Annotated in this window: 19 protein-coding genes and 2 pseudogenes; 16 read left to right on the plus strand and 5 right to left on the minus strand. The window is 62.7% G+C overall.

What is annotated here, in order from left to right; genetic code table 11:
• The first annotated feature begins 130 nt into the window (after positions 1-130).
• The 4 genes and pseudogenes from AC50X7_RS12690 (at position 131) to istB (ending at position 5,940) form a co-directional block, all read left to right on the plus strand.
• Positions 131-1,228, plus strand: a complete 1,098-nt coding sequence (locus AC50X7_RS12690; RefSeq protein WP_494979323.1) for an acyltransferase family protein — start codon at positions 131-133, stop codon at positions 1,226-1,228.
• A gap of 908 nt (positions 1,229-2,136) precedes the next feature.
• Positions 2,137-2,946: a glycosyltransferase gene (locus tag AC50X7_RS12695; protein WP_494979324.1), complete on the plus strand. Its 810-nt coding sequence runs from the start codon at positions 2,137-2,139 to the stop codon at positions 2,944-2,946.
• Positions 2,947-3,452: 506 nt separating this feature from the next.
• Complete coding sequence (gene istA, locus AC50X7_RS12700; protein ID WP_494979325.1) at positions 3,453-5,129, plus strand: IS21 family transposase; 1,677 nt, start codon at positions 3,453-3,455, stop codon at positions 5,127-5,129.
• A pseudogene (istB, locus tag AC50X7_RS12705) lies at positions 5,126-5,940 on the plus strand (IS21-like element helper ATPase IstB). The gene istA and the pseudogene istB overlap by 4 nt, the downstream one beginning before the upstream one ends.
• Positions 5,941-7,176: 1,236 nt before the next feature.
• On the opposite strand, the gene AC50X7_RS12710 reads toward istB, so the two are convergent.
• Together AC50X7_RS12710 and AC50X7_RS12715 are read right to left on the minus strand one after the other, a co-directional pair.
• Positions 7,177-7,416 carry a hypothetical protein gene (locus tag AC50X7_RS12710; RefSeq protein WP_494979326.1) on the minus strand — a complete coding sequence of 80 codons (240 nt, stop codon included), beginning with the start codon at positions 7,414-7,416 and terminating at the stop codon, positions 7,177-7,179.
• A 32-nt stretch (positions 7,417-7,448) separates the two neighbouring features.
• Positions 7,449-8,018 (minus strand): RHS repeat-associated core domain-containing protein, encoded by a 570-nt coding sequence (locus AC50X7_RS12715; protein WP_494979327.1) that lies wholly within the window; start codon positions 8,016-8,018, stop codon positions 7,449-7,451.
• A gap of 355 nt (positions 8,019-8,373) precedes the next feature.
• Here AC50X7_RS12715 and AC50X7_RS12720 point away from each other — a divergent pair.
• From AC50X7_RS12720 to AC50X7_RS12735, 4 genes and pseudogenes are all read left to right on the plus strand, one after another.
• Positions 8,374-8,670, plus strand: a pseudogene (locus AC50X7_RS12720) (MinD/ParA family ATP-binding protein); the annotation flags it as partial.
• Positions 8,671-9,157: 487 nt separating this feature from the next.
• On the plus strand, positions 9,158-9,784 hold the full coding sequence (locus AC50X7_RS12725; RefSeq protein ID WP_494979328.1) for a TasA family protein: 627 nt from the start codon (positions 9,158-9,160) through the stop codon (positions 9,782-9,784).
• Positions 9,785-9,831: 47 nt separating this feature from the next.
• The gene (locus tag AC50X7_RS12730; RefSeq protein WP_494979329.1) at positions 9,832-10,443 is read left to right on the plus strand and encodes a signal peptidase I; all 612 of its coding nucleotides are present in this window, start codon (positions 9,832-9,834) and stop codon (positions 10,441-10,443) included.
• Between the two features lie 111 nt (positions 10,444-10,554).
• Positions 10,555-11,004 (plus strand): hypothetical protein, encoded by a 450-nt coding sequence (locus AC50X7_RS12735; RefSeq protein WP_494979330.1) that lies wholly within the window; start codon positions 10,555-10,557, stop codon positions 11,002-11,004.
• A 34-nt stretch (positions 11,005-11,038) separates the two neighbouring features.
• Here AC50X7_RS12735 and AC50X7_RS12740 read toward each other — a convergent pair whose 3' ends face one another.
• Positions 11,039-11,503, minus strand: coding sequence for an Lrp/AsnC family transcriptional regulator (locus AC50X7_RS12740; RefSeq protein ID WP_104044939.1), 465 nt, complete (start codon positions 11,501-11,503; stop codon positions 11,039-11,041).
• Between the two features lie 161 nt (positions 11,504-11,664).
• Here AC50X7_RS12740 and pdhA point away from each other — a divergent pair, with 161 nt between their 5' ends.
• From pdhA to AC50X7_RS12780, 8 genes are all read left to right on the plus strand, one after another.
• The gene (pdhA, locus tag AC50X7_RS12745) at positions 11,665-12,888 is read left to right on the plus strand and encodes a pyruvate dehydrogenase (acetyl-transferring) E1 component subunit alpha (protein WP_494979331.1); all 1,224 of its coding nucleotides are present in this window, start codon (positions 11,665-11,667) and stop codon (positions 12,886-12,888) included.
• Complete coding sequence (locus tag AC50X7_RS12750; RefSeq protein WP_494979332.1) at positions 12,885-13,997, plus strand: alpha-ketoacid dehydrogenase subunit beta; 1,113 nt, start codon at positions 12,885-12,887, stop codon at positions 13,995-13,997. The genes pdhA and AC50X7_RS12750 overlap by 4 nt, the downstream gene beginning before the upstream one ends.
• Positions 13,998-13,999: 2 nt before the next feature.
• Positions 14,000-15,493: a dihydrolipoamide acetyltransferase family protein gene (locus tag AC50X7_RS12755; RefSeq protein WP_494979333.1), complete on the plus strand. Its 1,494-nt coding sequence runs from the start codon at positions 14,000-14,002 to the stop codon at positions 15,491-15,493.
• Positions 15,494-15,690: 197 nt separating this feature from the next.
• Positions 15,691-15,939: a hypothetical protein gene (locus tag AC50X7_RS12760; protein ID WP_494979334.1), complete on the plus strand. Its 249-nt coding sequence runs from the start codon at positions 15,691-15,693 to the stop codon at positions 15,937-15,939.
• A gap of 99 nt (positions 15,940-16,038) precedes the next feature.
• A complete protein-coding gene (locus AC50X7_RS12765; protein WP_494979335.1) occupies positions 16,039-16,272 on the plus strand; it encodes a hypothetical protein in 234 nt (77 codons plus the stop codon).
• Between the two features lie 141 nt (positions 16,273-16,413).
• Positions 16,414-17,229, plus strand: coding sequence for an MBL fold metallo-hydrolase (locus AC50X7_RS12770; protein WP_494979336.1), 816 nt, complete (start codon positions 16,414-16,416; stop codon positions 17,227-17,229).
• Between the two features lie 119 nt (positions 17,230-17,348).
• Complete coding sequence (locus AC50X7_RS12775; RefSeq protein WP_494979337.1) at positions 17,349-18,557, plus strand: acyltransferase family protein; 1,209 nt, start codon at positions 17,349-17,351, stop codon at positions 18,555-18,557.
• Positions 18,558-18,567: 10 nt separating this feature from the next.
• Entirely contained in the window at positions 18,568-19,404 is an 837-nt protein-coding gene (locus AC50X7_RS12780; RefSeq protein ID WP_494979338.1) for an SGNH/GDSL hydrolase family protein, read from the plus strand.
• Between the two features lie 476 nt (positions 19,405-19,880).
• Here the strand turns inward: AC50X7_RS12780 and AC50X7_RS12785 are convergent, their stop codons facing one another.
• Both AC50X7_RS12785 and AC50X7_RS12790 read right to left on the minus strand, forming a co-directional pair.
• Positions 19,881-20,468, minus strand: coding sequence for a hypothetical protein (locus AC50X7_RS12785; protein WP_494979339.1), 588 nt, complete (start codon positions 20,466-20,468; stop codon positions 19,881-19,883).
• Between the two features lie 197 nt (positions 20,469-20,665).
• On the minus strand, positions 20,666-21,145 hold the full coding sequence (locus tag AC50X7_RS12790; protein WP_494979340.1) for a carboxymuconolactone decarboxylase family protein: 480 nt from the start codon (positions 21,143-21,145) through the stop codon (positions 20,666-20,668).
• Positions 21,146-21,214 lie beyond the last annotated feature (69 nt).

A 21,214-nucleotide genomic window follows, 5' to 3' on the forward strand; every position in this document is an offset into this window, starting at 1 on the left:
AAGGTGATAACCGGTCCGTAGACGGCAGTTTTACGTGAAAAGCCAACTGCTGGTTGAGCTCTTTAAGGCAGGTAGTACCTGACCGGCTTGGGGCACCTACCCGGTCGAAACTAGCCGTTAGAATCGGATCTTGTACGGCTCAATTGGGGGAACGATGGATCAGCAGCGTAAGAAATCCAGCCTTGGCTATGTGCCCGCTCTCGACGGGCTGCGGGGTATCGCAATTCTTTTGGTACTCGTTCATCACGCGTACGGAGGGTGGGACGCTGGGTCCGTCGGCGTGGACATCTTTTTTGTTCTCAGCGGCTATCTCATCACGGCCATCCTCCTGAAAGATATCGACCGTCATGGCCGTATTTCCCTCATCGATTTCTACGTTCGCCGGTTGTTCCGACTCTTCCCGGCCCTATTGGTCGTGATCCTAGCCGTGGCCGCATCGACTCCGATCGTCGGGCCTAGCTGGATTGCGATAGTTGCGGCTGGGACATACACCACGAATTTCGGAACAGTGTTTCTGCATCTTGATCTCGGGCCACTGAAACACACGTGGTCGTTAGCGCAGGAAGAGCAGTTCTACCTGATCTGGCCGGTACTGCTTATCATTGCCGCCCGACTCCGCATCTCGCGCACCGTGCTGCTTGCGCTTACCGCATTGGTGGTTGTCGGGTGCCTTGGTTTGTTCGTCCTCGCCACGGGAAGCGGCACGGCCACGCTCAACCCTGTGGCTCGGATGGGCGGACTAGCGGCTGGATGCGCCGTAGCCCTGGCTATGAGCACAGGGGGCGTGAGGAGCGTCCCTGCTTGGCTGCCTTGGTGTGCCGCCGCTGGTGGGGTTGGTGCCATCATCCTCAACAGTGTTCATGTGCTGCCCATGGCCATCCTGGCCCCAGTAATCATCCTCGTTACGCTGCCGCTGCTCGTCGGCCTCATGTCAGAGCGCTCTGGTGCGCTGGCCGCAAGCCTATCCATCCGTCCGCTGACATTTGTAGGCGTAATCAGCTACTCACTGTATCTTTGGCACTTCCCGCTGTTTTACTTTGCGCAGAGCATGAGTCTTGGACCTTGGCTGACCGCGGCGTTGGTACTGCCGGTGTCCCTTCTTCTCGCCACTCTCAGTCGCAAGTATGTCGAGCTTCCGGCCCTACAATTACGTGATCGGGTGACGAAACGACGTATCGGCGCGAGCGAAACTGAGATGCGACCTCGTCATGTAGCTCGAGCTAGATGACGCCATGTCGTGTATGGGTTGTAGTCCACGGTTCCCGCCTACACTTGTGTCCCATGACGTCTCCTGACGTGGCTGGTGCTCAAAGTGTGGATGCCCGCAGCCAGCTCATCTCCGCTGAGTGACTGCCGTACGCGAGTCCAAGGGGACTGCGTGGCTGAAGAACATAAAATGAGAGTCTTCAGATCGGCTAGCCTCGAACTGTGAGCCAGTACAGAGAGTTCGGTCGACAGCGCCGCCCTCGGAAGTGGTTGGCTTAAGCGTAGCTTGCCATTCTCACAGGTAGCGGCCGCAGCCGTCGCCGTCGTTGTCCTCGGGAAGGGACTCGCGTTCCGCGGATATGATTTCATCATGACTCTTGAAGAACGCATGCTCGACCTGTCTATTGGATATGCCCGCTCGAAAGAAGCGCGGGACGACGCGTGGGGTGCCAATGCCACCCCGCTGAGCTTGAACCTCCGGTGATCGCGGGCGAGTACGAAGTAGCTCTCAAGGAATTGCTGACCCAGTGAACAGGTTCCTGTTGATGGTGGTCGCCGCAGTTATTGCGGTAGACACTACGGCGATAACAGTTTGGATCTACTACAAGTTCCCCGAGCTGCAACAAACAGTCTCAGCTTGGGGATTGCTGATCTGTCTGGCGGCGATGCTCGTGGGTTCCTTGGTCCTCAAAGTTTGGCCTTGGCCGAAGCAAGCTTCGTGATGTCTATGATGTGGTCATGGATAATACGATAGGGCGACGCCGGCGGAGCTTGCTGCGTCTCGGCGGGAAATGATCGCCGCCGAGATCGCAGACATACGGTGCCAAACTTTGGGAACAACGCTGCTAACTATATGGAGCGCCGACTCTTTGCATTAGCGGAGTTGGCCCAAGAGCAGCGATAGAAGACATAAATCAATGGGGGATTCGGATGGACTTTGACCACTTTCTGCTGACTAGGTTCAATGCGCGGCAGGGTCCGGAGCGTGCTGGTGATGAATGGCTGCGTCATCGCCTTGGTTTCTTTGAGGCTCTCTGCCACCGATCTGTGTTGGCGCAAACCAGCAGCAACTTCAAGTGGCTGGTCTTCTTCGACGCTGAGCGTGACGAGTGGTTCCAGCAGGAGATTGATCGGTTATCCGCCGGAGTTTTCGAACCCATTTGGATAGATGGCGGGCTCTCAACCGAACTGATTGCCGAAGCCGTCGCATCCCGTTCCACCGCCCGCTACGTAATCACAACCCGCACGGACAATGACGACGCTGTGGCGCGGGACTTCATCGAGCGGATCCAGCAGGAGTTCGCCCCGCAGGACGGCGAGTTCATCAACTTCAGCAGCGGGCTACAACTAAGCGAGGACGGCGCCCTATTCCGTTGGACCGACCCGTCGAGTCCCTTCATCTCATTCGTGGAAAAGCGCGGCGAGGACCTACCGAAGACCGTCCATGTAGACGGGCACGACATGCTCCGCAACCACGGACCAATCCGGCAGATTGCCGCGCATCCGATGTGGGTCCAGATGGTGCACGCTAAGAACATGGCGAACGCCGTCAAGGGTGTGCGGGTAAAGCCCAATGCACTGAAGTATTTCAGCATCGATCGGTCAGCTGCACCCGTAAATGAGATCAGTCTCCGGCTGGCGCAGGCGAGGAGTACGGCCGGACTTGCGAAGCGCGTGTTGAGTGATCCGCGCAGGATCCGAAAAGCAGCCCGGATCCTGCGCGACAAGATCACTCGCTAGCTCACGCCTTCATAACGCCTTCGCCACGGAACTGACTCGTTCCGACGGCGTACTGGCGGCCGGAGATTTTGACGCCCGTCTTTCCTGCGGGGATGGTGAGGACGGGTGTCGCAGCACTTAGGATGCGGGCCGGTGCAGGACGCAAGCGCTAGCTACCGCCAAGCCGGCATAGACACATCTAGCACGCCGTTGCACCTCACGACTAGGTAGAGCGCATTGACGTTCCAGTTCGCTTCGCCCGACAAGCTCCAAGCGCCCACTATTCCTTGCCATACCGACTCCGGCACTGGTCACACCCACAACGCCATGAGCAGGATTCTCCAGTCTTCCGACGACCTGGTGATCGCCGCCGGCTACGCATGGCTATGACAGGTTTGGATGGCCCCGGTAGGACGGTTATTCCTGGCCCCACTTCGTGACTCGCCGGGCAGCTTGTGACGGTTATATGTGGCCCCGCCTTCAACGTTGGATTCATCAGTGGATGGATGCGGCGGAGGCTGGTCTGGATGGAGTCGAGAGTGGAGTTGTTCGCGCTGATTCGAAGGGATGCCCGGGTCGAGGGTCTCTCAGTCCGCGCACTTGCGGCCAAACATAGGGTTCACCGAAGGACGGTGCGGCAGGCTCTGGAATCCGCGTCCCCACCTGAACGTAAACCCAGACAAGGTGTTGCCTGGCGGCTGGAGCCGTTCAAGGCCGCGATCGACGCGATGCTGATCGAGGACACGACCGCGCCGCGGAAGCAGCGCCATACCGCCCGCAGGATCCTGGCCCGGCTCATTGAGGAACACGGTGCGGAGGAACTCTCGTATTCGACCGTGCGGGACTACGTGCGGCTCCGCCGGGCCCAGATCGATGTGGAAGCCGGCCGCCGGGTGGAGGTGTTCGTCCCGCAGGAACATGCCCCGGGCGCCGAGGCCGAAGTGGACTTCGGTGAACTCTGGGTCGTGCTGAACGGTGTCAAGACAAAGTGCCACATGTTCGTCTTCCGGCTCTCCCACTCGGGCAAGGCGATTCACCGGATTTACCCGACGCAGGCCCAGGAAGCTTTTCTGGAAGGCCACATCGAAGCCTTCCAGGTCCTGGGAGGCATCCCGACAAAACACATCCGTTATGACAACCTCACCAGCGCGGTAACCGCGGTCGTGTTTGGGCAGGGTCGGCAGCGCCAAGAGAACGACCGGTGGGTGTTGTTCAGATCGCACTACGGCTTCGACCCGTTCTATTGCCAGCCGGGCATTTCGGGGGCTCATGAGAAAGGTGGGGTCGAAGGGGAGGTCGGCTGGTTCCGCCGTAACCGGCTCTCCCCGATGCCTGTCGCTGAGTCGCTGGATAAGCTCAACGACCGGATCCGGGGCTGGGAAGCCCAGGACGATGCACGGCGGATCAATGACAGGATCCGTACCATCGGCCAGGACCTCACCGCGGAGCAGCCGTTCCTGGCGCCGTTGCCGGCAGAATCCTTTGATCCGGGTCTGGTACTGAACCCGAGGGTGGACAGGTCTTCGATGGTCACGGTGCGGATGGTGAAGTACTCCGTCCCGGCACGGTTCATCGGTCGGAAGGTACGCGTGTCCTTGCGGGCATCCGAGGTTGTGATGTTTGACGGCCGTTCCGGGGTGGCCAGGCATCAGCGGATCGTTGCCAAAGGTGGGCAATCAGTGCAGCTGGATCACTACCTGGAGGTCCTCAAGACCAAACCCGGTGCGCTTCCTGGCTCCACGGCTCTCGCCCGCGCCCGGGAGTCGGGTGCCTTCACCAGCGCGCATGAGGCCTTCTGGGCCGCCGCCCGGCGGGTAAACGGCGACGCGGACGGCACGCGGGAACTCATCGATGTTCTCCTGCTCCACCGCTCCATGGACGAGGCAGACATCCAGGCCGGCATCGCCGCGGCACTGAGGGTGGGTGCTGTCAGTGCCGACGTCGTCGCCGTCGAAGCCCGCAGACACGCCTCAAGCATTCCCGCGGGTGGGGCCGGCTCGGACCGTCATCGCGGTGCTCGGGAAGACGTGAGAGTGCAACGCGTTGTCAGTCTGACCCAACGCCGACTCATGGAACCCGCCGCGGTCATAGCTGGGCTCCCACCCGACACACGACCGCTGCCATCGGTCGGCGTCTACGACGAGCTGCTGGCCAAACGCAGCGAACACCCAGCAGAAACAGCGCCAAAGGAGAACATCTCATGAGCCCCACCACCCCTGGGACAAGCATCACCCCGACCCTGCGCCGGCGGCGCGGCCTGACAGAGCAGGCCGCGGTCGCTGCCGTGGACCAGGCCTGCCGCAGGCTGCGCCTGCCCACCATTCGGGCAGTGCTGGACGAGGCCTAGCCGTTGCGGGGAAAGAACAACTCTCCTACCAGGGGTTCCTGGCAGAGCTGTTGCTGGCCGAGTGCGATGACCGGGACCGGCGCTCCTCCATCCGCAGGGTGAAGGCTGCAGGATTCCCTCGGGACAAATGGCTCGGAGATTTCGATTTCGATGCGAACTCGAACATCAACCCCGCCACGATCCACACCCTCGCGACCGGGGACTGGATCCGCAAAGGATCACCCCTATGCCTCATCGGAGACTCCGGAACCGGGAAATCCCACCTGCTCATAGGACTGGGCACCGTCGCGGCCGAGAAAGGCTACCGGGTCAAATACACTCTGGCTACACGGCTCGTGAACGAACTCGTCGAAGCCGCGGACGAGAAAGTCCTGGCCAAAACCATCGCCCGCTACGGGCGCGTGGACCTGCTCTGCATCGATGAACTCGGTTACATGGAACTGGACCGCCGAGGCGCCGAACTCCTCTTCCAGGTCCTCACTGAACGGGAGGAAAAGAATTCCATCGCCATCGCAAGCAACGAGTCGTTTTCGGGCTGGACCAAGACCTTCACTGACCCACGCTTGTGCGCCGCGATCGTGGACCGTCTCACGTTCAACGGCACCATCATCGAAACTGGCACCGACTCCTATCGACTCGCCCACAGCCTCAACCGAGCCAACATCTAGAAGTCACCATTTCCCCTGGCCTCTTCACCTGGCTTATCGCTGACCTGATCCGTCAAGGGCGCGGCGAAAACGACCGTGGTCTTGGCCTCTATAGGTGAGGTAACCGGCCGGCCGGTCCAGCCCGTGCAGAACCTTTTGCAGATCGCTTTCTGACTGCCGGAGATCGACGATAGCTGACCGTTGCTTGAGCCGGTTATTCACCATCGAGCCTGGTCCCGCCGGGCTAGGCGCTCAGCGCAGGCATCCCAAGGAGCCCAAGACAAATCCCTGCTGCCACCAAAATACCGGAAAGTATCCAGTTCTTTCGTGGCACGTGTTTCTTGTCGAGCTCTCTTACACGAAACATAGGAAGAAAAATCAGGGCCAATGCGCCATAAGCTAGCGCGACTAAGAGCAGTGTGGCGAGTACAAGCAAGACGATTCCTTGATCAAGGCTACTTTAAACAAGCTTTGCCTACCCATCAGCCGAGTCCGCCTGTCACCGCACCAACAATGCCTTTCTGCAGGCAGCCCTTCCCGTAACAGGATTGTGCTGCGGGGCTGATCCCAGCCTGTTCCCGTGGGCTTTTTTTGAGCTGTATGAGACCCCCGATGAGGAACAGCGCACCGCTGAACAGCCATACGATTCCACCGTTTCGCAGACCAGGCAGATTCAACCACCAAATTCCCAAGAGGAGGAAGATTACTCCTCCAGCAAGTACGACAATTGTTTGATCCCGCGGTTTCACTGCTCGACTCTTTTGGATAGGCGATTTATGTCGGCACTCCCGTTGGGACTCCGGGATCTATCTGATATATGGCGCCGCACATCCGTAGAGCGCCGCTGCTGAACCGCCAACAACCCAACCCACACCAAGGGCAAGGGTTTAGTCTTCCTGCTACAAGCAACCCTGGATAGTGGCGAAATACTAGGCGGCATCGTCCTGAGATTATGCGTGAATTGGCTGCGCCGCAGGCGCCCTCTTGTCGTTCGCAGTTACCGCTAGTGAGTAATTTCTCAACTGATGAATGCTAGTCCGATCGCCATAACACCAAACACTATGATTACCGACCCAAGAAGAACTGGGACTAACTGTCCAGGTGGCTCGATCTCAGGGTGACGCTCTTGAGCATTGCTGTAGCGCTTGTGTACCAGACGTAGTACGCGGTGCCTGAAGGCAAGGATCAAAGAACCGAGCGATAGGAACAAAATGCCCATGCCGATGGCGGGCCAAAACACATTCAAGATACACGTACCTACACGTTAGCGCCGGTCAGCGCCAGCACAATCATGATCAGTCCTATTGCCGCGAAGCCGCCGCCAACAATCCCTACCCCTCCAGAACTTGAACGGTTTGCGACCTTGTCGCCGGCTCGGCCAAATGTAGCGCGTTGAGCGTCGGAACTTATCTTGTTGAATGAAGAGCGCTTGAGAATTAGTAGTGCACCTACTACAACAGCGATGATGCCGGCAATCAGTAAGGGTAGGTTAGCCACGATTTTATGCTCCTGTTTTAGGGGTATGAACTCTAAAATGTGTATGAAACGCCTGCGCTGCAGCCCAATTTGAGGCCGCCCTGAATTCCTGCTCCCCCGGAAAAGGTTCCACCTACTCCGAGACTCCCTTCAACGTACCCTCCAATGGGTCCGAGGGAGGCGCCGCAGCCGACATCGACGCTTGTTCCTTCGTTACTGCCCACCCCTCCGCCAAGTTTTAGGTCAGTACCAATGGCTGGCCCTACGGCAAACCCAATAGACGGTTCTACATCGCCATCCCCACCGATCCCTACGGTAATGCAGACAAGAGCACAGGCTTCAGCCTTGAAGCCCCCATAGGCGAGGCCGCTGGGGTCTGTGTTGTTTACGGAATTAGCTCCAGCGTAGAGGTAGGTGTTGGCTTCCTGCCAGGACGGGTCGGGCTGGTTGAAGCGGCCGAGGAGTGGGGCGTAGTAGCGGGCGCCGAATTTGGTGTATCCGGTGGCGGCGTCTTTGTAGCCGCCGGCGTAGTAGTCGCGCTTGGCCAGGACGGCCGCGGAAGTGTTCGTCGCGGTGATCGAGGCGGTCCGGCCGGCGTTGTCGTAGACGGTGGTGTTCTTCACCCCGTTCGGGTAGAGCGTGGCTGTCCGTTGGTTGGCCCGGCGTAGGTGAAGTTCGTCGTCGCGGCTTATGATCCCCAGGTCACCTGGCACTCGAGCACCGACCACAGGCGCGGACGCACACGGCTCTATCACTGGCCACGAAAGGCACCGGCCACGGGCAGCGATTACCAGCAACCACGACGCTGAAGCACAGCTACGTCACTCCACACGAAGCATTGAGGGACGCATGACAGTGCGATGACAAGAAGAGTTATGTCTTGACAGTTTGAGGTAAGTGGTAGAAGCCAGTTTCCCTCAGCTCAGCCGGGGCCACAAGTAACCGTCCCACTGGGGCCAGAAATGCTTGACACAACCATACGCAGTCAGCGGTGCCAAGCGTGCCCGCAGCACGCTGCACTGACTGGCCAGCCAGAGGTATGAGGATCTCGCCCGGAACGCCATTGTGGTCATCACGGACAAGGCCGAGGTGTCCTCGCGCGTGGACAAGGACGCCATCGAGGAACACCTTTCGGGTATCTGCCGCGAGCTTATCGCCGTCCCGCACGACCGCGGGGTGGCCGACGGCGACCTGGTGACCCTGGACGTGCTCAAGCCCGAGACCCGGCGCGCGTACAAGGAGATTGCTGCTGCGATTGTGGACGGGTACCGCTAGAGCCTGTCGTTGTTTCGGATACTTATAACAGTTCCGAGGAATGACCCTCGATTCTGCTGTGCCCGAATCGTGACCCGACGTGCGGGCGCTCCTCAACAAAATCCCAAGCTTCCGGGCATAGCTTGTGCCCATCAAGCAGTACTAGGCAGTACGGAGGGAGCAGGACATGACAATCACCGACTACGCCGTGGCTCTGGGCGGCATGCTGGCTTCACTCGGCGCGGCAGGCCTCCTGGCGGCAGGACTCATCCGAGCGAAGGGCCGCCACTAGCTGGTTCGGGAACCTGGGCGGCACGCGGCTGCCGGGCTGCATTCAGCCCGGCAGTCGCCGTCGTGCCCTGCAACAACTCCTTCCTCACACACCTTCCCGCCGTGTGGACGCTCCTTGAGGGACGACCGGAATAGCCATTCCAGTCAGGCCAGGAGCGTCTGACCCAAAGCTTCGGCCGGCCCGCTGGGGGTGGGCCTTCAAGAAAGGCAATGTCACATGGGCATCAGCATGAGGACCACGTTCGGCAAGATCCTCGCCTCCGTTGCACTGGTGGGCACCGCAGCCGCCGTCGCCGGTCTGGGAACCTACGGTGCCTTCACTTCCACGACGCAGGCGGACCAGGCCGTCACTGCCGGCAGCGTGGCGATCGACCTCGGTAAGGGCGCGCCCAACACACTGGAAACGGCCATCACGGACATGCTGCCCGGGGACAGCGTGGCGAAGTTCGTTACGCTGACCAACTCAGGAACCTCGGCCCTGAACAATGTCACGCTGACCACCTCGACTCCCAACCCCTCGGCGCTCACCACAAACCAGACGAATGGACTGAAGCTCACCATTGAGAGCTGCCCAGCAGCCTGGACCCCTGGCACTACTCCCGGCACGTACAACTGCAAAGGGGGCGCCACGACCGTAGTGCCCGTGCAGGCAATTATTCCGACGGGCACGGCTAGCACGGCTCTGGATGGAGTTCCGTCCTCCCTCACTGCTGGCGGAGTTGATCACCTCAAGATCACTACCAGCTTCCCCACGGCAGCACTTCAGACAGAATTTCCGGGCAACCCGACGAGCACCATTAAGTTCAGCTTCACCGGCACCCAGCGCACCGCGGTTACCGAGTAGCTAAATCGGCACCGCCCCGGCCCCTAACAAGACAGAGGACAACCACCGTGAGCAGCGCACACAAACCGGCCCGGGCCGCGGCCCGTAAGACCGAGTCGCGCACGGGGCCTGTCCGACGGATCCTGAAGGGCTTCGCCACGGCGTTTTTCGTCCTCGCCGTGGCTGTCTTCCTGCTTCTGGCAATCGGACCGCGGCTCATGGGTTATCAGACCTCAACGATGCTCACCGGGTCCATGTCACCACTGATCAATCCGGGTGATGTTGTGGTGACGATCCCCGTCCCTGTGGATGACGTGAAGGTCGGCGACATCATCACGTACCACATCCCGGTCGAGGACCATCGTGTGGAAACCCACCGCATCATCGACATGGACACCACCTCCGAGGGCAAAGTTGCGGTGCAGACCAAGGGCGATGCCAACAATGGCAGGGATCCTTGGATCGCCACGCTCGACGGCAGGACGGTGGACCGGCACGTTGCCACTGTTCCCTACCTCGGGACCGTCATCCGCACGCTGCGCCAGCCTCTGGTGATGAATACCCTGATGTATGGCGCTCCTGCCGTCCTCGTCATCGGCATGTTGTTCTCCATTTGGCGCAAAGATCCGGAAACCCCGGTGGAACCAACGATGGGTGGCCGCACAGAGGCGCATGCCTGAGTGCCTCAGCGCCAACTGCCCGGCCTTGATCCTCTTGGAGCTTGAGCTTTGGCAACGTTCGTGAAAATAGAGGCAGGAGTCCGCGCGAGACTTAGGAGGAAGGAAGACACCGTGTCCCACGTCAGCACCCTGCGTGCTCTCGCCACCGGCGTGGCCGTCATCCTGGCACTGGTCACCGCCCCGTCTCCCGCTTTTGCCAAGTTCACGGACACCGAACAGGCCTCGACCCTGATTTCCACCGGCCTCGCTACCCCTGCCACGGCCAACGTCACCATGGAGTGCAACCACCTGCTGTGGGGGATTTTCGGGTGGAGCAATGTGGTTACCGTCAATTCGTTCGGCAAGGTGCCAAGAGCCACCTCCTACGAGATCCGAATCTTCGACGGCGGCGGCCAGCTTCAGGCCCAAGGCGACACCACCATGAATCTGACGATTTGGTCCGAGAGGAAGCCGGCGGCCGGTTGGCGATACGAACTTCGCGCTAAATACACGGTCCCTGCAAACCCCATGAACGTCTGGACCGGAAACGCAATTCCCGGCACATTGGAATGTGATCGTTGACCATAAGATGCCGACACGATGAATTCTCCAATGTTCAGCGAGTATCCAGATCCTCGAAGACCAGAAACGTCTGCGTATCCAGCACTCCCGGCATGGACTGCAGCTGGTCGAAGATGACCCGCCGCAGGTCAATATTGTCCACGGCCCGGACCAACAGGATCACGTCGAAGTCGCCGCCCACCAGGGCCACGTGGTGCACCTCCGGGATCACTGCGAGCTGGTCGCGCAGTTCACGCCAGGCATCCTGCTTCAGCTTCAACGTCACGTAGGCGGAGGATCGGAGCCCCGCCTTGATCGGGTCAACCAGCGCCGTGAACCTGGACAGCACCCCCTCGCTCGTGAGCCTGCCGATGCGCGTGTACGCGTGCGCCCGGGAGATATGGACGTTCTCGGCGACCTGCGTGACGGACATCCGCCCGTCCCGGGTGAGCTCTGAAATGATCCTGCGGTCAATGTCGTCCAGCGGGACGGGTTCTGTCGACGCATCCCTGGTTGCCAATTTGTCCACGGCCCCTGTCAGTAACCTGCCTCACACTTACAATTCGTCTTCCAGTCTAGGCAGAACTGAACAGCTTCTCCACGATTCACCAAGGTGGTGGATACGAAACCTGCTGCAGGCGGATACTGGGGAGTAATAGTGGCAACAGAAGGACGGAACCGATGACGATCTCCGCGAACCACACCGCACCGGAGCAAACCGGCAAGGCGCCCACCGGGAACGCCCTCTCGGAAACAGCCAAGAAGTTTGGCATCACGGCCGAGGATTACATGCTCCCGGCCCGGCACCAGATCGAGATGGTGGACCCGGACGGCAGGCTCAAGCCCGAAGGTGAGCAGGGCACTGAACCCGGCCACGAGTACCCCCTGCCCGGCGATGCCGAACTGCTGGCCGCCTACGAGCAGCTCGTCGTCGGCCGCCGCGTCAATGACCAGAACTCGGCACTCGTCCGGCAGGGCCGCATGGCCGTGTACCCGTCCAGCCACGGCCAGGAAGCCTGCCAGGTGGCGGCCGCGCTGTGCCTCTCCGAGGGCGACTGGATGTTCCCCACCTACCGCGACGCCGTGGCCGTGATGACGCGCGGTGTTGATCCCGTGCAGGTGATGACCATCTTCCGCGGCGACTGGCACGGCGGGTTCGACCCCCTCAAGCACAAAGTGGGGATCCAGTGCACGCCGCTGACCACCCAGCTGCTGCACGCCGTCGGCGTGGCCCACGCCGCCAAGCTCCGCGGCGAGGACACCGTGGTGCTGGCCATGTGCGGTGACGGCGCCACCAGCGAAGGCGACTTCCACGAAGCCCTGAACTTCGCCGCCGTCTTCCACCTGCCTGTCATCTTCTTCGTCCAGAACAACAAGTACGCCATCTCGGTGCCGCTGGCACACCAGTCCGTGGCGCCGTCGCTCGCGCACAAGGCCGTGGGCTACGGCATGGCAGGCGAACGCGTGGACGGCAACGACGTCGTGGCGCTCCTCGCCGTCCTGGACCGGGCCGTGAAACTGGCCAGGGAAGGCTCCGGCCCCCTGCTCATCGAAGCCAACACCTACCGCATGCAGGCCCACACCAACGCCGACGACGACACCCGCTACCGCGAGAACAGCGAGGTTGCGGAGTGGCGGGCGAAGGATCCGGTCAACCGGATGCGGACCTACCTGACGGACCGCGGGCTGCTGGATTCCGCGGGTGAGGCGCGGATCGTTGAGCATGCCGAAGCAGTGGCCGCCCAGCTGCGTGACGGGCTCAGCGAGGACGTGCCGGTGGACCCGCAGGAACTCTTCCGCCACGTCTTCTCCGCGCCCACACCCCAGCTGAAGGAACAGTCCGCCCTGCTCGCCGACGAACTCGCCCGCGACGAAGCATCCGCATCCCAGGAGGCCGGCAAGTGAGCCCCACCATCACCACCTCGTCCGAGGCCAACGGCAACGTCAGCGCCGCCACCGCCCGGGCAGCCGCCTCGGCCGCTGCTTCGGCGGAAGCCGCCGGTCCCCAGCCGGTCACCATGGCCAAGGCTTTGAATACCGCCCTGGCCGACGCGATGCACGCCGATTCCTCCGTCCTGGTGTTCGGCGAGGACGTGGGAACGCTCGGAGGGGTCTTCCGCATCACCGACGGGCTCACCAAGACCTTCGGGGAGCAGCGCTGCTTCGACACTCCGCTGGCCGAGTCCGGCATTGTGGGCATGGCCGTGGGCATGGCGATCAACGGGATGCGCCCGGTGATCGAGATGCAGTTCGACGCGTTTGCCTACCCGGCGTTCGAGCAGATCATCAGCCACGTGGCCAAGATGCACAACCGCACCAAGGGCGCCGTGAAGCTGCCCATGGTGATCCGGGTTCCCTACGGCGGCGGCATCGGGGGAGTGGAGCACCACTGCGATTCCTCCGAGTCCTACTACGCCCACACCGCCGGCCTGAAGGTGTTCACCCCGGCCACGGTGGCGGACGGGTACCGGATGCTCCGCGAGGCCATCGATTCGGATGACCCCGTGGTGTTTATGGAGCCGAAGAAGCTCTACTGGTCCAAGGACCTGGTGGACCTGGCCGAGCTCCGTTCCGCTCACTCTGCTGCTGCCCAGGCGGGGACGTCCTCGGAGGGCCGTGCCGCCGTCGCGCGTCCCGGAACCGACGCCACGCTGATCGCCTACGGGCCCTCCGTGCCCACCGCCCTCGCCGCCGCCGAGGCTGCAGCATTGGAGGGGCGCTCGCTGGAAGTCATCGACGTGCGCACCATTGTGCCGTTCGACGATGCCACTGTTTGTGAGTCCGTGCGGAAGACCGGCCGGGCCGTGGTGATCGCCGAAGCCCACGGGTTCGCGTCCGTGTCCTCCGAGATCGTGGCCCGGGTGCAGGAGCGCTGCTTCCACCACCTGGCCGCGCCCATCCGCCGCGTCACCGGGTTCGACATCCCGTACCCGGCGCCGAAGCTTGAGAAGTACTACCTGCCCGGCGTGGACCGCATCCTCGACGCCGTCGACGACCTTCAGTGGGAGAACTGACCATGAGTGAAACTCGCGTGTTTTTGTTGCCGGACCTGGGCGAAGGCCTCACCGAAGCCGAACTGGTGTCCTGGCACGTTTCGGTGGGCGACTCGATCTCTGTTGATCAGCCCATTGCGGAGGTGGAGACGGCGAAGTCCACTGTTGAGGTGCCTTCGCCGTATGCCGGGATCGTGGCGGAGCTGCACGGGCAACCGGGGGAGACGCTGGACGTGGGGAAGCCGCTGATCTCGGTGACGCCCGCGGGCGCTCCTGCCGCTCCTGTGGTTGAGCCTGCTGAGACCGAACTTGGTGACTCATTGGACGAGCCGGCCGAAACTCCTGCCCAGGCCGAGGCTGAGTTGTACCGCGAAGAGGAAAAGGCGGGCTCCGGCAATGTCCTGATCGGTTACGGAACTCCCGGCGGCCACGGCGTTGCGCGGCGGACGCGGGCACGCAAGTCATCGGCGGCTGCCGGCGTCACCCCCCTTCCCCTGGAGGATGGAGCGGCCGACGGCGGGCCCGCAGCGGGTGCCGACATGGACCTTTCGCTCCTGCGCACCCGGGTCCCCGGCAAGCTGGGCGCGGTGATCTCCCCGCTGGTCCGGCGCATGGCGCGGGAGCACGGCGTGGACCTCGGCGAACTCCCCGGCTCCGGCGAAGGCGGCCTCATCATGCGCCGCGACGTGGAGGCGGCCATCACCAGTCCCGCGCCGGTTGTGGAGCCGAGGCCGGCGGTTGAGCCTGCTCCGGTGGTTGAGCCTGCCGACTTCCAGAGCACCGCAACCCAGGGCGCTGATGCCCGGACCGGCCTGGCCATCTCCTCCCGGACGCCTGTCAAGGGAGTACGCAAGGTAGTCGCCGCCAACATGGCACGGAGCCGGTCCGAAATCCCTGAGGCAACTGTCTGGGTGGATGTCGACGCAACAGCGCTGATTGAGCTTCGCGAAGGGCTCAAGGCGGGCGGCTCCCAGGTGCCGGGCCTGCTCGCGTTCATCGCGCGCTTTGTCACCGCCGGGCTCAAGAAGTACCCGGAGCTGAACACGCGCATCGAAACCGCGGCAGACGGATCCCAGGAGATCGTCTCGTTCGACGGGATCAACCTCGGCATCGCCGCCCAGACCGACCGGGGCCTCGTAGTGCCGTCGGTCCGCGCGGCCCAGAAGCTGACTGCCCGCGAGCTCGACGCGGAGATCCGGCGGCTGACCGACGTCGCACGCCAGGGCAAGGCCACGCCCACCGAACTGGGCAGCGGCACGTTCACCCTCAACAACTACGGGGTGTTCGGCGTGGACGGGTCCGCGGCAATCATCAACCACCCGGAGGTGGCAATCCTGGGCGTGGGCCGAATCATGGACAAGCCGTGGGTGGTGAACGGCGAGCTGGCCGTCCGGAAGGTCACCGAGCTGACGCTGACCTTCGACCACCGGGTCTGCGACGGCGGCACCGCCGCCGGCTTCCTCCGCTTCGTAGCGGACGCCATCGAAAACCCGAACAGCCTCTTGGCCGACATCTAGACCACTACGGAGAGACGTGAGACTCCTGCAGAGCGGCAGCCTTACGTCTCTCTTGGTGGTGTTGCAGGGAGCCTTCTCAGAAACACCATTTGTTGGACGGGGCAGCGGCACTTAACCGGTCTTTCCTTACGTTCCAATCCGCCGGGACTGGCGGTATGGTCGGGAGTTCCAAGGAACGCTCTAAAAAGGGGTAGGGAATGGCTCACATCAGAATTTCGCTCGTGATCGACATCAAGGCTGATGCCGCCGAAATCCAGGCGGCAGCTCTTGCTACCCCGATGTACACGGAAGGCGAAGCGGATGTCCGTGCCCCCGTGGATATTACCCAGGACCCGTTGAGCTCCGGCCACATCTTGGCCGTGGCTATCCAGAACGATCTTGCGGACAAGATCAGAAACGGGAGCGTGCACCTCTCCGACGTTCAGGTCGAGGCAATCGAGAAATAGCTGACAATGCCATCGAGGCGAGCGTCACGCATGAATAGGGCAGTCCCTCATGCTTGGTGGAGTGGTGGTAAGGCACTGCGCCGCCCTTAGAATGGGCCAATGACTTTGGGGGATACGGCGAACCGCCTCGACCGTTTGACGAGCCTGCGATTCTTCGCCGCTTTCGTTCTCTTTGGGTTCCACGCCACGGCCTTTTTTGAAGGTCCAACGCGCACTGTTATGGACGCGATCTTCGGGCAAGGCCGCGCCGGGGTGAGCGGATCGGCTGCAGGAGGCTCTGCATTCGCGTTATGTTCTCTGATTGGACACGGCTCCTCGCCGATCATCGACTAACCCGGGCACGTCGGCAGGTGACGTACGACGGCCGCAGCGTGCCGCCGTCGTACGCTTTGCCTCCCGGGAACTCCAAGGAACGCTGGGTACAATCGACGACTAAACGAACGCACACTGCTTTGCCGGAGGTACGGAGAAACAATGTCGGAATGGCTCGAAGTCGGCGCGAACAACTATGTGCTGGTCACCGAAGGATCGCTGCTCAACACCGGACTGATTGTGGGATCCGAACGAGCCATGGTGATCGACACCGGCTGCGGCCCCAGGCAGGGGCGGGAGATCCTGGACGCGGTGCGGGAGAAGACTCAGCTGCCGCTCGTCGTCGTCAATACCCACGCCCATTACGACCACTTCTTTGGCAACGCGGTGTTCGCGGCGGCGGGCGTCACCGAGTTCTGGGCGCATCAGAACTGCGCCACCGAAATCGGCGAACGCGGGGACCTGCAGCGCCGCTTCGTGGGCACGCTGGAACCGGAGATGTCCACCGGCGAGGGCGAGAACGTGGAACTCGTGGTCCCCAACGCGATCGTCAGGGACCAGCCGGTGCTGGTGGACCTCGGCGCGCTGACTGCCACCCTGTTCCACCTGGGCCGCGGCCACACCGACGGCGACCTGCTGGTGGGCACCCCCACCACCCTTTACGTTGGTGACCTTGTGGAGCAGGGCGCCCACCCGTCCTTCGAAGACTCGTACCCGGAGGAGTGGGCGGATGCGCTCCGGCACATCTCAGCGCTGCGCCACCGCTACGAGTTCCTGATTCCCGGGCACGGGAAGCCGTGCAGTGACGGGTTCGTCAAGACCATGGCGAACACCATGAGCACGGCCGTGCGCCAGGCCCGCGGGTCCATCCGCGACACCCCGAATGATGCCACCAAGGCCATCCCTGTCCTGCCCTACGGGCCGGAGCAATCGCGCTGGTTCATCAAGCGGCTCCAGGAGACCCGCCGGGAGCACTAGCTGCTTCGCGGAGGCCGCGCCCAGCCTTCACCCAGCGCAGTTATAGAAACGTTATATATCCTTGCTGTGTGGTTTATTGGTCAAGCAATGGATATTTGTCAGCTCCGGAACGTCCGGGGGTGCCCGAACCGGGGTTCATCTCCGGGCGTAAGCACGCTCTGGACGGGCTCCGGACCGTTGCCGTGGCAGGGGTCTTCTTCTTCCACACTGCAACTGCCCTGGTCCCGGGCGGATCCATCGGGGTGGATGTCTTCTTCACGCTCAGCGGCTTTGTCATTACCCTCCTGATCATGAAGGAGTACCTCGCCACCGGCAGGCTTCACCTGGGAATCTTCTACGCCAGGCGGCTGGCCCGGCTGTGGCCTGCGCTGCTTGCCCTGTGTGCCGTGGTTGTCGCTGTGGGCGCGGTCTTTCCGGCATCCAAGTGGGCCGGCCAGGAGGGATTTGTCCTGCCCGCCGCCGCGTATGCGATGAACCTGGCCCGCTTCGGGATGTTCGGCGAGTCCATTGCCGGGGAGGCATTCGGCCCCACCTGGACCCTCGCCGTCGAGGAGCAGTTCTACCTGGTGTGGCCACTGCTCCTCCTGGTCCTGCTGCGATTCTGGAAAGTCCGAACGGTCGCCTGGATCACCGCCGGCCTGGCGGTGGGATTCCTGCTGGAACGTTCCGTCCTGGTAGCACTGGGAGCACCGCTCAACCGCCTCTACAACGGGCCGGACACCAGGGCTGACGAGCTGCTGATCGGGTGCACCCTGGCCCTGGTCCTCACGACAGTCCGCTCCGGCTCCCGCTTCCATGCGTCCCTTGAGGCTGCCGCCCGCCGCGCCGGACCGCCCGCGGCGCTCACCCTGCTGGCCGCCGTGTTCCTGCTGAAGGAACCGGACACCCCCGGCCCCTGGTTTACCGCCTTCTGGGCAGCCGGGCCCACTGTGCTGGCTTTGCTGGCAGCACTGGCCATCGGCTGGCTGGTCCTTTCCCCGGCCGGTTTCACTGCCCGTATCCTGAGCCACCCTTGGCTTGCTGGCCCCGGCCGCGACCTGTCCTACGCGTTCTACCTCTGGCACCTGCCCGTCTACCTGCTGCTCATGCCGCTCGTCTCCCCGCTGTGGCTGCGCGTCGTGTTGGCTGCAGTGCTGACCGTGCTGCTCGCCGGCGCGTCCCACCGCCTGGTGGAAACGCCAGTCCGCCGCTGGACCAACAAAAGGCTCCAGCCCGCCGTCGTCCGCTCTGTCCCTGAACCCGCGCCGGAACACGAGCCGGCACCGGTCAGCAGGCGCGACCTGGTATCCGCTGGCGGAGGAGGGTTCCGGGCCATACGTGGCCGGTAAGATATGCCGAGTGATCAGAAGCGGCGGGCGTCCCAGGATAACCAAGCAGGAGTGGGTCAAGTACGCTGCACTTTTTGTGCTGGCAGTGGCCGCCTTCGGGGTGGCAGCCATCGCCCTGATGGGTCCACGAGGCACAGGCGAAGCCGTCCCTGCGCCGGCAACCACGCTGGCTGCCACGCCGACAGGAGCTACTGCGTCTCCGACTCCCACACCAACGCCTACTGCAACGGCAACGGCCCGGCAGCTCGGTATTGAGCTGCCCGCCGAGCCCGTCCTCCTTATTGTTGGTGACTCGTACACTGCCGGTGTCGGTGCAGATCAGCCGGAGCAGGGGTGGGCGAATCTCGTTGCCGGGCAGCTCGGATACCCCACCAACATCGACGGCGTGCCCGGAACCGGGTTCGCCTGGGGCGGCGGGGATCAGGACGAGCAGGGCAGGGAGTACGAGGTCCGGCTGCGGGAGATTGCTGCCAACCCGGCCTTCGTGCCCAATCTGCTCATTCTTCAAGGCGGACAAAACGATTCCTTGGTCCCCAACGCCGACGAGGTTGAAGCTGCCACCACACAGACCATAGAGGCGGCCCGCAGGTTTTGGCCGGGCGTTCAGGTGGTGGTGCTTGGGCCGTCGGCGCCCCAGCCCGTTGCCGAGGAACTGCGCGGCGTGAACAGTGCCGTCCGCGCTGGAGCCGCAGCCGCCGGCGCTCCATTTGCTAATGCCCTCGAGGCCGGCTGGTTTACGAGTGCCAACAGCCCGGACTTCAACTTCGACGGCATCCACCCAAACACCGCCGGCCACGCCTACATTGCTGAGAAGTTCCTGGAGTCCTGGACCCGCCTGACCCAATGAGGACCGGACGGTTTCCATCCACCAGGAACGGGTCTCCTGCCTTGGTGGGGGCCCGGAGCCCTGGGAGGCGTTGGCAAAGAGATGGCAGGGTTCCTGCCGGCGGTGTTGCCGTTGTCTAGCTGCGGATCTTCCTGAGCCGCAGTCGGCGTCGAGCCGGGGTCTGACCTGTTACTGGGCGGACGCGGCGCCAGGGCCTGTGGGGGATGTGTCCGCCGGCGCGCTCAGCGGGCGCCGAAGCGGAAGCCACCAGAGTCGACCCATTGCGACGGCGTCGCAGCCGCAGGATCACGAATACCGTCACGCCCAGCCAGGCGAACGCTGCACCGAAAACCAGGACCAACGACGGGATCATTCGCATGGCTTAGTTTAGGCGCGCCGCGAACGTGCGTTCCTGCCGGATTCCAAGGGTTATTGACACGTTATTCGGTGGTGTGGCTGCCGGTTGTTATCTGCCGATGATGTTCGCCAGTTCAGGGTCACGGATCGGTGTGGCTGTGCCGGTTTTGGTAGGTCCGGCTGGCTACGGCGGTCGAGCGCATTGCCGCCGGCGAGCTTTCAGACGAAGGGGATCCCGGCGCGGTGTGACTTTGCTCCGCCGGGCCGGTCACTCGTACCCCGCCCACGGCTCCTGTCCAGGGTGTATCGCCCGGGCCGGGCAGGATTAGATGCGCGAAAACGTACCCCTCCTGAAGTGCGATCACCTGTGAAGTGGTTCCGGCACAATCCATCGCGAGTTCGACCGGCCGAAAGGGGGCACCGGGATGCTCCTGGCCCACGGAGATCCTCGCACCGGAGGCACCAACGCAGGCTGCAGTGACGGCGTACTGCCCGGATGCCGGCACCTTTGCTGTTGTGCCAAAGCCCCTGACCGGGCCATCGAGTGGCCCCACTTCGAAGAGGATGACGGGCCCAGGCACTGCCCTGAGGAGCCGGTACAGCTCAGCATAGTTCTTGGCTTCCTGCTCCAGAATCTGCGGATCACTGTACGGTTGGGAGGACCCTGAGCCGGGGGAGGGGCTGGCTGTTGGCGTGCGGACGGTGCCGGACCTGGCTGTTGTCTGCACGGGTTCGGGGTAGTCGTAGCTGCATCCCGCTGTTCCGCTAAGAGGGATCAGCAGGCAAAGGGCACATGCAGACGGGTGCCACCTGTCCTTCGCTCCCACCCTTCCATGGTGCGCACGCACGCAGTTGAAAACAACCACGTGCCGCCCGGGTCCGGATCCGGGTTGGAAAGCTCCCTGCGATCCACGTCCGTGGCTGACTACTCGGGTTTGACCGTGTAGGCGCTGCTGATCGCTATCCGGTTGTACATGTTGATCGTCATCGTCAGCCAGGTCACGGCGGAGACTTGTCCGGGCGTCAGGTGCGCGGCTGCAGAGTTGTACCATCGGGTGTTCCTGTGGGAGTCCTGGATGAGCGTGATGTATTCGCAGAGGTCCAGCGCAGAGCGCTCCTGGTCGTCGAAGTACATGCTTTCCCGCCAGGCGGGAAGCACGCTCAGCCGCTCGGGGCTCTCACCTTTAGTCAGCGCGTCCTTGGTGTGGATCCGCAAGCAGTAGGCGCACCCGTTGATCTGCGAGGCACGGATCTTGACCAGCTCGATGAGCAAAGGAGAAAGCCCTTCAGCCAGGGCCGTCCTGTGCGCTGCTCCCGCCGCTGTATTCAGCGCCTTGTAGAGCTTCGGGTGCACGGCGCCGACGTCGGTTCTGCGCGTCTTTGTTGCGGATGTGGCAATGGTCATGGCGTCTTGGATCTCCTGGTTGAGGGTGGTGGCGTGGCGCTTACTTGCGCTGGTTCCACCATGCCTGCG

The sequence above is a fragment of the Pseudarthrobacter sp. Hb11 genome (genome assembly GCF_059383655.1).

Bases quoted from the DNA above. Each gene is read 5' to 3' on its own strand.
- AC50X7_RS12695 (WP_494979324.1), top strand. From the start codon at position 2,137: ATGGACTTTGACCACTTTCTGCTGACTAGGTTCAATGCGCGGCAGGGT.
- istA (WP_494979325.1), top strand. From the start codon at position 3,453: ATGGAGTCGAGAGTGGAGTTGTTCGCGCTGATTCGAAGGGATGCCCGG.
- AC50X7_RS12725 (WP_494979328.1), top strand. From the start codon at position 9,158: ATGGGCATCAGCATGAGGACCACGTTCGGCAAGATCCTCGCCTCCGTT.
- pdhA (WP_494979331.1), top strand. From the start codon at position 11,665: ATGACGATCTCCGCGAACCACACCGCACCGGAGCAAACCGGCAAGGCG.
- AC50X7_RS12755 (WP_494979333.1), top strand. From the start codon at position 14,000: ATGAGTGAAACTCGCGTGTTTTTGTTGCCGGACCTGGGCGAAGGCCTC.
- AC50X7_RS12760 (WP_494979334.1), top strand. From the start codon at position 15,691: ATGGCTCACATCAGAATTTCGCTCGTGATCGACATCAAGGCTGATGCC.
- AC50X7_RS12765 (WP_494979335.1), top strand. From the start codon at position 16,039: ATGACTTTGGGGGATACGGCGAACCGCCTCGACCGTTTGACGAGCCTG.
- AC50X7_RS12770 (WP_494979336.1), top strand. From the start codon at position 16,414: ATGTCGGAATGGCTCGAAGTCGGCGCGAACAACTATGTGCTGGTCACC.
- AC50X7_RS12790 (WP_494979340.1), bottom strand. From the start codon at position 21,145: ATGACCATTGCCACATCCGCAACAAAGACGCGCAGAACCGACGTCGGC.